This window comes from Paraburkholderia gardini (genome assembly GCF_907164575.1).
GTDB lineage: Bacteria > Pseudomonadota > Gammaproteobacteria > Burkholderiales > Burkholderiaceae > Paraburkholderia > Paraburkholderia gardini.
In genome coordinates, this window is sequence record NZ_CAJQYY010000015.1 from 99723 (window position 1) to 113754 (window position 14032).

The window sequence follows — 14032 nt, forward strand, 5'->3', positions numbered from 1 at the left end:
GGGGCGCGGAGGCGTCCTGAAGCGGCGGCCAGTGATCGCGTCACTTCACTTGCGCCTGACGCCCGATCAGCGCCTGCATCTCTGCGATATTCATGCGCGCCTGCTGCGCCGCCGGCGAATCCGGCGCGAGCGCCACTTCGAGCCTTTGCCAATATTCGATCGCGGCTGCGTAATCGTGGCGATCCTGCGCAGCCGATCCGGCCAGCGCAAGCGCCTTCGGATTGGCCGGATCGATGGCAAGCGCTGTCTGGATCTGCGCCGACGCCTCCCCGTCAAGACTGCCGTTGCGCGCGCTCGCAATGGCATCGGCGTAGTCGGCTCGCAACTGGGCGTCGCCCGGCATGAGCGCAACCGCTTTTGCGTAAGCCGCCGTCGCGTCCTCCACGCGACCGAGCTCGAAATACGAGTGGGCGAGCATAGCCCAGCCATCGGCGTCGGTGGGCTGCTCTCGCAGGCGTATCGCGAGACGCGACACCACCAGTTCCAGCGGACCCGAATCGATCCCGTGCTGCCCGGCGTATGCGCGATCGAGCGTCAGCGCGGCGGGCTCGCCGAGATGCAGATACATCGCAAACGCGGCGGCAGGAATGAGCGCGATGAAAAGCGCGGCTGTGCCAGCCCGCGTTGCGACACCGCGCGCCGCAGCGGTCTGCGGCGCGCTGGCCGATTCGGCAGATGCCACGTCGTCGAGCAGGCGTGTTTCGATCTCGTTTCGTGTTGCCTCATGCAGCGCCTTCGAAAGCGTGCCCGCGCGGAACTCGGCGTCGACACGCGCCAGTTCGTCGTGATACAGCGCGACGAGGAGCGGGCGGCTGTCGCGTGCACCGCGTGTGCCGGTGCGGCGTGTAAGAGGCCAGGCCACGCACAGCACGGCGAACGCGAGCATCGAGCCGGCAGTCAGCCAGAACCCGGTCATGGCGCTATGTCCCTCGATGCATGGGAGAGCAGCGCGTCGACACGGCGTCGCTCATCGCCGGTCAGCGGACGGGCGCGCATGGCCCGGCGGCGTGCGACGATGCGCACAAGCGCGAAAGCGCCAAGCCCGAGGAGCGCGAACGGCCCGAACCAGAGAAGCCACGTAAGCGGCTTGACCGGCGGCTTGTACAACACGAAGTCGCCGTAACGCTGGACCATGTAGTCGCGCACCTGCGCATCGGTTGCGCCGCGCTCGACCTGCTCGACGATCTTGCCGCGCAGGTCGCCGGCAAGCTCGGCGTTGGAGTCGGCCAGAGTCTGGTTCTGGCACACGACGCAGCGAAAGCCCTCTTCCAGTTCGCGAATACGAGCGGCGTTGTCATGCGCACCGGCGCCCGCATCGACTGGAACTGGGGCCGCCGGTGCAGCCTGCCCCGCGAGGGTGACGCACAGCACCGCGACAACGAGCCATCCGCGCGAGTGACCGATCCTATTCATCGGTACGCTCGCCTTGCAGTTGCCGTACGAGCGGCAGGATCGTCGAATCGAGCGACACCTCGCTGAGCGGCCCCGCATGCCGGTAGCGAATCACGCCGTGCCTGTCGATCACGAAGGTCTCGGGCACGCCGTACACGCCGTAGTCGATACCCACCTGCCCTGTCCTGTCGACGAGCGACGCGACATAGGGATTGCCCGCGCGCGAAATCCACTCGAGAGCCGCCCCGCGTTCGTCCTTGTAGTTGAGGCCATAGATCGGCACGACCTTGCGGCGCGCGAATTCGACAAGCAGCGCGTGCTCATCGCGGCAAGACTCGCACCACGACGCCCACACGTTGAGGATCCATACCTGTCCGCGCAGCGCCGCCGGCGAAAGACGCGCACCCGACGTTTGCAGTTGCGGCAGGTCGAACGCTGGAGCAGGCTTGCCGATCAATGCCGAAGGCAACCGGCGCGGGTCGTGCGACAGGGCCGCCGCGAGAAAAACGCCCAGCACGGCGAATACGATCAGAGGCGCGAGAAAGCGTTTCATCTGTCCACCTCGCCCGCCTGTTGTGCCACGGTGGTCTCGCGCACGACGATGCCAGGCGCGAGACGATCCGCATCATGCGCCACGCCACGCGCGGCCTTTGCCGCGTGACGCGTGCGCGACGCAAGCCGGTAACGGCGATCGCTCGCCGCGAGCGCTCCACCCAGCGCCATCAACAGGCAGCCCGCCCAGATCCAGCTCACGAACGGCTTGATGTGAATGCGCATCGTCCATGCGTCGCGGCTCGGGCCGGCGCTTCCGCGCTCACCAACCTGTTCGCCGAGCGCAACGTACAGATCGCGAAACACGCCGCGGTCGATCGCGGCTTCAGTCATCGGCGTCTGCTGCACGATGAAAAACCGCTTCTCCGGATACATCGTTGCGATCGGGCGCTCGCCGCGGCTTACCGCGATACGCGCGCGTGCCGCGTGATAGTTCGGCCCGTCGAGCTCGTGCGTGCCATCGAAACGAAACGTATAGCCGCCCTCGGTCACCGACTGCCCGGCTTCCAGGCGCACGTCGCGCTCGGTCTCGTATCCCTTCACGAACGTCACGCCGATGATGAACACGCCGATTCCGGCGTGCGCGACCAGCATGCCGTAAAACGCACGCGGCAAGCGCGCAAAGCGCGCCATGAACGGGCCCTGCTGTTTCTCGATGCGCTCCCACAACGCAACGGCAGATGCGCTCATGCTCCAGGCGGCAAGCAGAACGCCGAGACCGACGAGCGGTCTGAATCCACCGACGAGCCAGGGCAGACCGAGCGCCGTCACGACGCTCGCCGCAGCGGCCCAGCGCAGCCGCACCGCCAGTTCGGGCAGGCGCGCCGCCTTCCAGCGCGCGATCGGTCCGACACCCATCAGGAACACGGCAGGCGTCATCAGCGGCACGAAGACGGTGTCGAAATACGGCGCACCCACCGATATCTTGCCGAGCCCCAGCACGTCCAGACAGAGCGGATAGAGCGTGCCGATCAGCACCGAGGCCGCGGCCACCATGAGCAGGACGTTGTTCGACAGCAAAAGCGTTTCGCGCGACACCGCCTCGAAGCCCGCGCCGAGTCCGACCTTCGGCGCACGCCAGGCGAACAGCAGCAACGCGCCACCCGTCACGATCGAGAGAAACACGAGAATGAAGATGCCGCGTGCGGGATCGGAAGCGAACGAATGAACCGACGTGATCACACCCGAGCGCACTAGAAAAGTGCCCAGCAGACTCAGCGAAAACGTGCAGATCGCGAGCAGCACGGTCCAACTGCGGAAACACCCGCGCTTTTCCGTGACGGCGAGCGAATGGATCAGCGCCGTGCCCGCGAGCCACGGCATGAACGATGCGTTTTCCACCGGATCCCAGAACCACCAGCCGCCCCAGCCGAGCTCGTAATACGCCCAGCCGCTGCCGAGCATGATGCCGAGCGTGAGAAAGATCCACGCGGCCGTCGTCCACGGACGCGACCAGCGCGCCCACGCGGCGTTCAGCTCGCCCGAGAGCAGCGCCGCAATGGCAAACGCGAAGGCGACGGCAAAGCCGACGTAGCCCATGTAGAGGATCGGCGGATGCGACACCATGCCGGGGTCCTGCAACAGCGCGTTCAGGTCGCGTCCGTCCATCGCGGGCGGAAGGAGCCGCAGGAATGGATTCGACGTGAACAGCAGGAAGAGCAGGAAGCCCGCGGCGATCCAGCTCATCACGCCCAGCACGCGCGCGACCATCGCCATCGGCAACTGCCTGCTGAAGATCGAAACAGCGGCCATCCAGAGCGTCAGGAGCAAGATCCAGAGCAGCAGCGACCCTTCATGCCCGCCCCAGACCGCGGTGAACCGGTAGATCAGCGGCAGCATGGAGTTCGAGTTGCTCGCGACGTAGACGACCGAGAAATCGTTGTTGATGAACGACGCCGCAAGGCAGCCGAACGCGATGGCGACCAGCACGAACTGCGCGCGCGCCACGGGCCACGCAACGCGCATCCATCCGTCGATGCCGCGCGCCGCGCCGACGACCGGCAGCACGCCGTTCACGGCGGCGAGGAGGAACGCGACGATCAGCGCGAACTGGCCGACTTCGGGAATCATCGCCCCGTCTCCTTCGGTGGATGGTCAGCGACCCGCATGGTCGCGCGCGCCTTGTTGACCGCGTCGGCGGCATCGGGCGGCATGTAGTTCTCGTCATGTTTGGCGAGCACCTGATCCGCGACGAAAGTACCGTCCGGCATTAGCGTGCCTTGCGCGACGACGCCCTTGCCCTCACGAAAGAGATCGGGCAGCACGCCATGGTAGGTGACAGGGATATCGCGGGCCGTATCGGTGACGAGAAAGCGCACGTTCAGACCTTGCGCATCACGCGTGAGCGAGCCCTTCTCGACCAGTCCGCCGACACGCAGCCGCGTGCCGCTCGCGACCCGGCCTTCGATCACCTGCGTCGGGGTCACGAAGAACATGACGTTCGAGCGGAACGCATTGAGTGTCAGCGCCGACACCGCGCCGAGCGCGGCCAGTCCGCCCGTGACCCACAGAAGGCGGCGCGCGCGCGGCTTCATGAATCCCGGTCCGCGAGCGTGCTGCGCGATACCAGGCGCAGCGACGCGGGTTCCTGCACGCGTGGGCGCCCGGGCTCACGCGCCACCCTGCGGCTCGCGAGCCACACGAGCGCCACTTCGAACGCGAGCAAAACGAATGCGACGCCAAACGCGGCCCATATGAAGGGCGCATGAGCGAGACCTGCCGATCCGTTCATTGTGCGAAGCCTCCCGCATGATTCGACACGGGTCCGCCCGCGCGTGCCCGAATGATCACGCGCACACGCGCGAGCACGATCCCGATGGCGTAGCACCAGAAGGCCAGCGTCATCACGACGATCCCCCACACCATCGACGGCGCCATGGAGACGCCGCTGCCAAAGCTGAGCGACGCCCCCTGATGCAGCGTGTACCACCATTGCACGGAAAAATAGATGACCGGAATGTTCACGACACCCACGAGTGCCAGCACCGCGGAGGCGCGATCGGCGCGCAGCGGATCGTCGATGGCGGCGTTGAGCGTGATGAAGCCGAGATACAGAAAGAGCAGAATCAGTTCCGACGTAAGCCGCGCATCCCAGACCCACCATGCGCCCCATGTCGGTCGGCCCCAGAGCGCGCCGGTCCAGAGCGCAATGAACGTGAAGAGCGCACCCGTGGGCGCGAGCGCGCGCGCCATCATCGCCGGGAGGCGTGCGTTGAAGATCAGCCCCAGCGCGGCGTAGCCCGCCATGACGACGTAGATCAGCATCGACATCCACGCCGCCGGCACGTGAACGAACATGATGCGGTAGACGTCGCCCTGCACGGCATCGGTGGGCGCGACCACGAGGCCGATGTAAAGCCCGAGTGCGGCCAGCACCAGCGCCGACAGTGCGAAGCCCGCGATCAGCCGGCCCGCCAGCGCATGGAACGTTTTCGGCGACGCATAGCGAAACCAGTTGACGCGTGTGCCGTGCCTGCTCATGTGCCTCCCTTCTTTCGCGTTCATTCCGCCGAGATCCGCAATGCCGCGGCGGTCGCGGCCGGACAGAGCAGCAGCGCGGCGATCAGTCCTGCGCCCAGCAGCGAGAAGTTGGCCTCGCTCCACGCGCCCGCGCGCAACGGATCTGCCGCGCCGACGCCGAAGATCAGCACCGGAAGTTCGAGCGGCAGGACGAGCACCGCAAGCAGCACCCCGCCGCCACGCACGCCGATTGTCAGCGCCGCGCCGATCGATCCGATCAGGCTCAGCACCGGCGTGCCGATCAGAAGTGATGCGGTGAGAAGCAGGACGGCGTCCGCCGCGAGGTCGTATTGCAGCGCAACCACAGGCGTGAGCAGTACAAGCGCAAAGCCACCCGTCAACCAGTGCGCGGCGATCTTCGCGTACACCACGGCGAAGAGCGACTGCGGCGTGAGCAGCATCTGGTCGAGCGACCCGTCGTCGAAGTCCTGCGAGAAGAGCCGCGTGAGCGAGAGCATCGTCGCGAAGAGCGCCGTGACCCACAGCACACCCGGCGCCATGGCATGCAGGAGCCTGGGGTCGGAGCCGACCGCGATCGGGAACAGGCTCGTCGCGATGACGAAGAACAGCAGGCAGCCGAGCGCGTCGGTGCGGCGCCGCCATGTGAGCGCGAGTTCCCGACGCATCACGCACGCCATCAGATCGAGCATGACGCGGCCCGCTCGAAACAGAGGTAGCGCGTCGCATCCGGCGCCGTATCGATTGGCAGGTGCGTCGTCATGACCGCGATGCCGCCACGCTCGACATGCTCTGCGATGCATGCGCCGATGAGCCGCGTCGATTCCGCATCGAGTGCGGCGGCAGGCTCATCGAGCAGCCACAGCGGCTTGCATTCCATCAGCAGGCGGGCCATCGCGATACGCCTTTGCTGTCCCTGCGAGAGCGTGCCCGCGAGGCGGTTTTCACAGCCTGCGAGCCCGAGCCGCCCGAGCACCTCCCGTTCGGGGCAGGCCGCGGTTGCGTCATGCGCGCTCGCCGCGCCGAGGCGCGCCGCGAAGCGCACGTTCTCGATCACCGTCAGGTCACGGCTCACCGCATTTGCGTGGCCGACGTACGCGAGCGTGCGGCGCCATGTTTCGGACTGTCTGCGCGTATCGAGGCCGCGCCAGCGTATCGTGCCCGCGGCCGGGCGCAGGAGCCCCGCCAGCAGCCGCAGAAGCGTGGTTTTACCGCTGCCGTTCGCGCCGTGAATCTGCAGCACCTCTCCCGCATCGGCTTCGAAACTGACGTCACTGAAGATCGTTTCCCCGCCACGGCAAAACGCGAGCGACGCGACCGACAACAGCGCGGGCGCCGCTTCGCCTTCAGGTCTGCTCGTTGCACGCATGGCCGCCCGCCTCAATTTCCCTTCGCCTGTCGCGCCTGTTCGTCGCGCATCGCCTGTGTCATGTCCGGCAAGTGATGCGCGATGCCCTTGTGGCAATCGATGCAGGTTTTCTCTCCGGTGACGAGGTAGGTCTGATGCGCGTTCTGGGCTCTTACGCTCTGACGCGTAAAGTCCATCGACTCGAACGAGTGGCAGTTGCGGCACTCCAGCGAGTCGTTTGCCTTCATGCGCGTCCATTCGTGCTCGGCGAGTTCGAGCCGTTTGTCGAGGAATTTCTCGCGCGTATCGACCGTGCCGAAAACCTTGGCCCACACCTCCTTCGAAGCCTGCATCTTTCTGGCGATCTTGTCGGTCCAGTTGTGGGGCACGTGACAATCCGAGCATTTCGCGCGCACCCCGCTACGGTTGGTGTAGTGGATGGTGGTCTTCAACTCGGCAAACGTGTTGTCGCGCATCTCGTGGCAGCCCGTGCAGAACGCTTCCGTGCTGGTGAATTCGAGCGCCGTGTTGAACGCGCCCCAGAACACCACGCCCGCGACGAAGCCGCCCAGCGTGAGAAAGCCGAGGCTGAAATACGCGCTTGGCCGGTTGATCGTGCGCCAGTAGCGCTTCACCAGGTCGAGCATCGCGCGCCCCTAGTTCTTGTGGCTCGAAGCCGGCTTCGAGCCGGGTGCCAGCCGGATATCCTCGAGGTCCGTGAAGGTGTTGCTCACAAGCGGTTTCGTATCGGCTTGCGGAACATGACACTGCGTGCAGAAATAGCGGCGCGGGGCGAGGCTGCCGAGCGTCACGCCCGCGCGATCCGTGTAATGCGAGACGCCGACAGGTACCGCGCCGCTCTCCGCCGCGCGGCTGCGGGCGTGACAGGCGAGACAGCGGTTCGCGTTCTTGTCGACCTGATAGCCGTCGATCTTGTGGGGGATCGTCGGCGGCTGCTGCGCATAGGCACGGCCACGGATCACATCCTTGTTCTCGGTCGGGTAAATCAGGGGCGGCTTTGTTTCCTCATCGAGCGGCGTCGTGCCGCGCAGGCTGTCATGGAACGGCACGTCGGGCACCGCCGGCTGCGCGGAAGCGCCGAACGGGCTCAAAAATCCACAGAGGGCGGCAAGTACGATCCACTGGCGCATGACATCTCCCCTAGACCCTGACGATCTTTACCGCGCACTTCTTGTAGTCTGTCTGGAACGAGATCGGATCGGTCGCGTCGAGCGTCACCTTGTTGATCAACTGGCTCGAGTCGAACCACGGCACGAACACCAGCCCGCGTGGCGGCTTGTCGCGTCCGCGCGTCTCCACCCGCGTGCGGATGTAGCCGCGCCGCGACATGACCTTCACTTCGACGCCGCGGCTGAGTCCGAGCGCCTTCGCGTCGTCCGGATGCATGAAGCAGACGGCGTTCGGAAACGCGCGATACAACTCCGGCACGCGTCGCGTCATCGACCCCGAGTGCCAGTGTTCGAGCACGCGCCCGGTCGACAGCCAGAACGGGTATTCCTTGTCCGGCATTTCGGGCGGCGGCTCGTAAGGCAGCGCCCAGATCACGGCGCGGCCGTCCTTGTTGCCGTAGAACTCCCAGCCGGTGCCCGCCTTCACGTAGGGATCGGAGCCTTCCTTGTAGCGCCAGAGCGTTTCCTTGCCATTGACGACCGGCCAGCGCAGTCCGCGCGCCTTGTGATAATCGTCGAACGGGGCAAGGTCGTGGCCGTGGCCACGGCCAAACGAAGCGTATTCCTCGAACAGGCCCTTCTGGATGTAGAAGCCGAACGCTTTGGCTTCGTCGTTGCGAAAGGCCACGTCGACTTGCGATGCAGGAAATTTATTCACCTGACCGTTGCGAAACAGCACGTCATAAAGTGTCTTGCCCTTCAGTTCCGGCTTCTTCGCGATCAGTTCCGCCGGCCACACCTCATCGACGGTGAAGCGCTTCGAAAACTCGACGATCTGCCACAGGTCCGAGCGCGCGCCCTCGGGCGGCGGCACGAGCTGATGCCAGAACTGCGTGCGACGCTCCGCGTTGCCATACGCGCCCTCCTTCTCGACCCACATCGCCGAAGGCAGGATGAGATCGGCAGCGACCGCGGTGACAGTCGGATAGACATCGGAGACGACGATGAAGTTATCGGGGTTGCGATAGCCGGGCAGGGTTTCCTGCATCATGTTGGCCGCGGCCTGCATGTTGTTGTTGACCATCACCCAGTACGCGTTGAGCTTGCTGTCCTTCAGCATGCGATTCTGGAGCACGGCGTGATAGCCCGGCTTGTCGGGAATCGTACCTGGCGGAATCTTCCAGATTTCCTCGGCATGCTTGCGGTGCTCGGGGTTGGCCACGAGCATGTCGGCCGGCAGGCGGTGCGAGAAGGTGCCCACTTCGCGCGCCGTGCCACAGGCGGACGGTTGACCCGTCAGCGAAAACGGACTGTTGCCCGGCGTGGAGATCTTGCCCGTCAGCAGGTGCAGGTTGTAGACCATGTTGTTGGCCCACGTGCCGCGCGTGTGCTGGTTGAAGCCCATTGTCCAGAACGAAACCACCTTGATGTTGGGATCGGCGTACAGCTCGGCAAGCTGGTCCAGCTTGACCTTCGAGATGCCCGAGAGCTTCGTCACATAGGCCGCATCGTATTTCGACACGAACTTCGCGAAGGCGTCGAAGTCCATCGGCTTCGAACCGTTCGCATCGCCGGCGTTCTTCGCGGCTTTCTGCAACGGATTGTCCGGCCGCAGTCCGTAGCCGATATCTGTATTGCCTTCCTTGAACACGGTGTGCTTCGTCACGAAGTCACGGTTCACGCGATTCGTCTTGATGATGTAGTTCGCGATGTAGTTCATGATCGCAAGGTCGGATTGCGGCGCGAAGACCATCTGCATATCCGCAAGATCGAAAGAGCGATGTTCGAACACCGACAGCACGGCCACTCTGGTCTTCGGTACGCTCAGCTTGCGATCCGTCACCCGCGTCCATAGCACCGGGTGCATCTCCGCCATGTTCGACCCCCACAGCACGAAGGCATCGGTCTGCTCGATATCGTCGTAGCAGCCCATCGGCTCGTCCATGCCAAACGAGCGCATGAAACCGGTCACCGCCGAGGCCATGCAGTGCCGCGCATTCGGATCGATGTTATTGCTGCGAAAGCCCGCCTTCATCAGCTTGACCGCCGCATACCCTTCGAACACAGTCCACTGGCCGGAGCCGAACATGCCGATTGCCGTCGGACCCTTTGCCTTCAACACCTGCCTGAACTGCTGCTCCATCACGTCGAACGCCTTATCCCACGACACCGGTGTGAATTCGCCGTTCTTGTCGTATTTGCCGTCCTTCATGCGCAGGAGCGGCGCATTCAGACGGTCTCCCCCGTACATGATCTTCGAGAGGAAGTAGCCCTTGACGCAGTTCAGCCCGCGATTGACCTCCGCCTGCGGATCGCCCTGCGTCGCGACAACCTTGCCGGCCTTCACGCCAACAATGACCCCGCAGCCGGTGCCGCAAAAGCGGCATGGCGCTTTCGACCAGGTCAGGTCGTTGCCGCCCGCGCCCGCCGCCTGCGCTTCCAGGCCTGGCAGCGTGATACCGGCGGCGGAGGCGGCCGTGGCCGCGGCGGTTTGCTTAATAAACGCCCGGCGCGTCAGTTTCATCGCCTGTCTCCTCATCGAGCGATTCGACATCTTCGTGGTGCTGGTATATGAGCGACGCGGAATAGACGCCCGGCAAGGCGTGAATCGCATTCAGTTGCGCGATGATGTCTTCCGACTCCTGCGCTTCCAGCGTGACCACCAGTTTTCCGGCGGGGCTGACTGCGTGAATCTCCGCGCCGGGAAGTATCGAAACGGCGTGCCGGATGGCCTCTATCTGCCTGTTATCCGCATGAACGACGATGCCGGCAATATGGGCTTGCGGAACGTCGACAACGTTTATCACCAGCTTTTGCGCGTGTGAAGCCATCTGACGACTCCCGGCACAGCGTTTTAATAAACAGGCGAATAAGACTGCACGGAGACTTTGCAGGAACGGCTGTCAATGCGGTGGACCGCCAACCAGAATCTGATAGAACCAGACAACAAACCCATATGCGGCAATAAACATCACGGTCAATACGGGCACCATGACGGCCGTGAGAAACAGGAAGCTGCGAAGTTCCTCGGTTTTGCGAAGGCCTTCTTTAGCGTCGGTCATGGCATTGGGGTATGTCTCGGGTTACGCGATTTTGATGTTTGGTATCACTGATTGTTGTCGCCGGTCTTCCATTCGTCAAGGCTATTAATTGAAATTTGAAATGACTGTGATGTTGATATGCCCTGGAACATTGGAACAGCGGGCTTGCCGGAGACAAGAAAGCCGACGGACCCCGCGAATGCAGGGAGCGGACGCATTGAATCAGGAAGCCACCCTGGATATCGACACGGGCACATCAGGCGGTATCTCATGAGTGAGGTTTTTTTGTCTGCATTCGCTCTCGCGCACCGGGTTGCTGCGCCGCACACTTATTGACCACTTCGCACCTGGTCAACGAGAACGCGCCCGAATCCGGTCTGCGCAGTGACCTCTTGTGCGTAATGCGTTTTGTGTTGCTGGCCGGCCGGGTCAGAATTGTGACGTAGCCCCTCTATCGCCATGAACTGTGCCGGCCCAAGGTGGTTGCGGGGGTGCCCGCTTTAATTGCGCCACTACTACTATGGTGTCTCACGCGATTGAACGATCCGCTTTGATACGTCGAACGGCCACCGAAGACGGATGTCACTGGACGACCCAGAGTACGTGGAGACTCCAGTTTTGCCGCCTGGCGGGCGATCGCCGGTCAGGTCGATCAAGTTTGATACGGGAGCTTGGACCCATCGAACATCACGACCGGATTTTTCAACTGTATCGGCCGCATCCGGAAGTTCGGCGCCTGCGCACTCATCGGACGTCCGCTTCTTCGCGACCTTTTCGACGTGACCTCAAATGTTGCGGCGCCCTTATCATTTGATAGTCAAATCGTGAGTTGAAAAAACAAAAAGCCGTTGAATCCTTTTAGATTCAACGGCTTATCATTCATATCTGGCGGAGAGACGGGGATTCGAACCCCGGATAGGTATTAACCTATACACGCTTTCCAGGCGTGCGACTTAAACCGCTCATCCATCTCTCCGGCGGGAGGCAGATTATAGCAAACTCTGGGGCCCGCGCCACACCCTCTTGCGCGGCGCGTGAAATACCCGCAAAAAGCATCGCGAGGCAACGCACTCAGGGATGCCGGATATAGTCCACGAGCGCCCGCGTCCATGCGTCCGGTTTGCGGTCCACGAGACTCACGCCGATCGCCACGAGAAACCCCGCCGGCACGCCGAACACGCCCGAACTGATCGGCTCGATGCCGAACCAGCGCGCGCCCGTGAAACCCGTCAGCTGCGTGAAAAACGGATACGTCGACACGATGTAGTAGATGCACACCACGAGCCCCGCCACCATTCCCGCCACCGCACCACGACGCGTCGTGCGCTTCCAGAACACGCCCAGCACCAGCACCGGAAACAGACTCGAAGCCGCGATCGAAAAAGCGGCGCCCACCAGAAACAGGATATTCCCTGTATTCAGCGAAGCCACGTACGAAGCAAACAGCGCAACCCCAAGCAGCAGGATCTTCGAGATGGTCACCCGCCGCTGGCTCGATGCCGATGGATCGACCATGTGATAGTAGACATCGTGCGATAACGCGTTCGCGATCGTCAGCAGCAGACCATCGGCGGTGGAAAGCGCAGCGGCCAGCGCGCCCGCTGCGATCAGCCCCGACATCACGTACGGCAGCCTCGCGATTTCCGGCGCCGCGAGCACGACCATGTCGGGCTGCATCTGGATCTCGCTCCAGCGCACAATGCCGTCGCCGTTCATGTCCGAAATACCGATCAGATACGGCTCGATCCGCCGCCACTGCATCACCCATTGCGGCAGATCGGCAAATCGATGCCCGACGAGACTCGACAGGATCTCGTACTTGATCAGCACCGCAAGCACCGGCACCGTCAGATAGAACAGCGCGACGAAAAACAGCGTCCACCCCACCGACCTGCGCGCCGACGCCACCGATGTCGTCGTGTTATAGCGCGTCAGAATATGCGGCAGACTCGCCGTCCCCAGCGAAAGACACAGCAGCAGAGAGAGAAAATTGCGTCGGTGAAGGTTGCTGTCTTCTCCGCTCACGGCAGGAAACGCCTCGGACATCGGCACAGGTGCCGACGCGCGCAGCAGCATCTCGTCGCGCTGCTGCGTCCATATGCTGTGCGCGGCCACGGCGTCGCGCGGAAACGCCGCCAGCGTGCGCTCGCGCTCGTTGATGTCGCGCAGCGGTCCGTTGTGCCGGCGCAGATCGGCGATTTCCTGTGTCAGCCGGCTCTTCTCGTCGACGAAAGATTGAGGCAGTGCGTCGAGCCGCGCCTGCATGGTAGCCGCGCGCTGCCGGAAGTTGTCGCGGACCCTCTGCTCGGGTGGCGCGTCGCGCACCTGCCGCTCGAGCGTCTCGACCCGCTCCATCAACCGGCCGTAGTTGAATTGCGGCACCCAGCCGAGTCCATCCTTGTGCGCGATCATCGACACCGGAATCAGGATCGCAACGATCAGGATGATGTACTGCGCGACCTGCGTCCAGGTGACCGCACGCATGCCGCCGAGAAACGAACACACGAGAATGCCCGCCAGCCCGCAGAAAATCCCGATGGAAAAATCGACGCCGATAAAGCGCGTCGCGATCAACCCGACGCCCTGAATCTGCGCAACGAGATAGACGAACGAACACAGGATCGCGGAGAACACGGCGAGGCCGCGCACGGCGTTGCTCGAAAAGCGCGTGCCGAGAAAATCGGGAATCGTGTAGCGCGCGAGCTTGCGCACATACGGCGCGAGCAGGAACGCGACGAGGCAGTAGCCGCCCGTCCACCCCATCATGTAGGCGAGGCCGTCGTAACCGGTTGCGTAAAGCGAGCCCGCAAGGCCAATGAACGAAGCCGCCGACAGCCAGTCCGCGGCCGTCGCCATGCCGTTGAACGCAGACGGCACGCGCCGCCCCGCGACGTAGTATTCGACGAGATCGGAAGTGCGCGAAAGCAGTCCGATTACGGCATAAACGGCAATCGGTATGAACAGGAACACGTAGCCGATCCACGTGCCCGCGCCGGTCGCGCGTTCGATGCACCACAGCACGTAGATGAAAAAGAGAAAGCCCAGCGTATAGAACGCGTATGAACGGATGAGTCGATGGGTCAGCTTCATCG

At 63.6% G+C, this 14032-nt stretch carries 15 protein-coding genes and 1 tRNA gene; all 16 read right to left on the reverse strand.

Features of this window, described 5'->3' with window-relative positions:
* Nucleotides 1–40: 40 nt before the first annotated feature.
* The 16 genes from ccmI to LPA34_RS14375 all read right to left on the reverse strand — a co-directional run bounded on the left by ccmI (nt 41) and on the right by LPA34_RS14375 (nt 14030).
* Complete coding sequence (ccmI, locus tag LPA34_RS14300; protein WP_228979151.1) at nt 41–916, reverse strand: c-type cytochrome biogenesis protein CcmI; 876 nt, start codon at nt 914–916, stop codon at nt 41–43.
* On the reverse strand, nt 913–1413 hold the full coding sequence (locus LPA34_RS14305; RefSeq protein ID WP_228979156.1) for a cytochrome c-type biogenesis protein: 501 nt from the start codon (nt 1411–1413) through the stop codon (nt 913–915). Before LPA34_RS14305 ends, ccmI begins: the two co-directional genes overlap by 4 nt.
* On the reverse strand, nt 1406–1945 hold the full coding sequence (locus LPA34_RS14310) for a DsbE family thiol:disulfide interchange protein (protein ID WP_228979158.1): 540 nt from the start codon (nt 1943–1945) through the stop codon (nt 1406–1408). Before LPA34_RS14310 ends, LPA34_RS14305 begins: the two co-directional genes overlap by 8 nt.
* Nucleotides 1942–4014, reverse strand: a complete 2073-nt coding sequence (locus LPA34_RS14315) for a heme lyase CcmF/NrfE family subunit (protein WP_228979159.1) — start codon at nt 4012–4014, stop codon at nt 1942–1944. The genes LPA34_RS14310 and LPA34_RS14315 overlap by 4 nt, the downstream gene beginning before the upstream one ends.
* Entirely contained in the window at nt 4011–4478 is a 468-nt protein-coding gene (gene ccmE, locus LPA34_RS14320) for a cytochrome c maturation protein CcmE (protein ID WP_228979161.1), read from the reverse strand. Before ccmE ends, LPA34_RS14315 begins: the two co-directional genes overlap by 4 nt.
* The gene (gene ccmD, locus LPA34_RS14325; RefSeq protein ID WP_228979162.1) at nt 4475–4675 is read right to left on the reverse strand and encodes a heme exporter protein CcmD; all 201 of its coding nucleotides are present in this window, start codon (nt 4673–4675) and stop codon (nt 4475–4477) included. The genes ccmE and ccmD overlap by 4 nt, the downstream gene beginning before the upstream one ends.
* A complete protein-coding gene (gene ccmC, locus LPA34_RS14330) occupies nt 4672–5424 on the reverse strand; it encodes a heme ABC transporter permease CcmC (protein WP_228979164.1) in 753 nt (250 codons plus the stop codon). Before ccmC ends, ccmD begins: the two co-directional genes overlap by 4 nt.
* 20 nt (nt 5425–5444) lie before the next feature.
* On the reverse strand, nt 5445–6113 hold the full coding sequence (gene ccmB, locus LPA34_RS14335) for a heme exporter protein CcmB (protein WP_228979166.1): 669 nt from the start codon (nt 6111–6113) through the stop codon (nt 5445–5447).
* Nucleotides 6101–6790, reverse strand: a complete 690-nt coding sequence (ccmA, locus tag LPA34_RS14340) for a cytochrome c biogenesis heme-transporting ATPase CcmA (protein ID WP_228979168.1) — start codon at nt 6788–6790, stop codon at nt 6101–6103. The genes ccmB and ccmA overlap by 13 nt, the downstream gene beginning before the upstream one ends.
* 11 nt (nt 6791–6801) lie before the next feature.
* Nucleotides 6802–7416: a NapC/NirT family cytochrome c gene (locus LPA34_RS14345; RefSeq protein ID WP_228979170.1), complete on the reverse strand. Its 615-nt coding sequence runs from the start codon at nt 7414–7416 to the stop codon at nt 6802–6804.
* A 9-nt stretch (nt 7417–7425) separates the two neighbouring features.
* Entirely contained in the window at nt 7426–7920 is a 495-nt protein-coding gene (locus tag LPA34_RS14350; RefSeq protein WP_228979171.1) for a nitrate reductase cytochrome c-type subunit, read from the reverse strand.
* Nucleotides 7921–7930: 10 nt separating this feature from the next.
* On the reverse strand, nt 7931–10423 hold the full coding sequence (gene napA / locus LPA34_RS14355; RefSeq protein WP_228979173.1) for a periplasmic nitrate reductase subunit alpha: 2493 nt from the start codon (nt 10421–10423) through the stop codon (nt 7931–7933).
* A complete protein-coding gene (locus LPA34_RS14360) occupies nt 10395–10730 on the reverse strand; it encodes a chaperone NapD (RefSeq protein WP_228979175.1) in 336 nt (111 codons plus the stop codon). The genes napA and LPA34_RS14360 overlap by 29 nt, the downstream gene beginning before the upstream one ends.
* 72 nt (nt 10731–10802) lie before the next feature.
* Entirely contained in the window at nt 10803–10961 is a 159-nt protein-coding gene (napE, locus tag LPA34_RS14365; protein ID WP_228979176.1) for a periplasmic nitrate reductase, NapE protein, read from the reverse strand.
* 865 nt (nt 10962–11826) lie between these two features.
* Nucleotides 11827–11916, reverse strand: a tRNA-Ser gene (locus LPA34_RS14370).
* A gap of 95 nt (nt 11917–12011) precedes the next feature.
* A complete protein-coding gene (locus LPA34_RS14375; protein WP_228979177.1) occupies nt 12012–14030 on the reverse strand; it encodes a sodium:solute symporter family protein in 2019 nt (672 codons plus the stop codon).
* Nucleotides 14031–14032 lie beyond the last annotated feature (2 nt).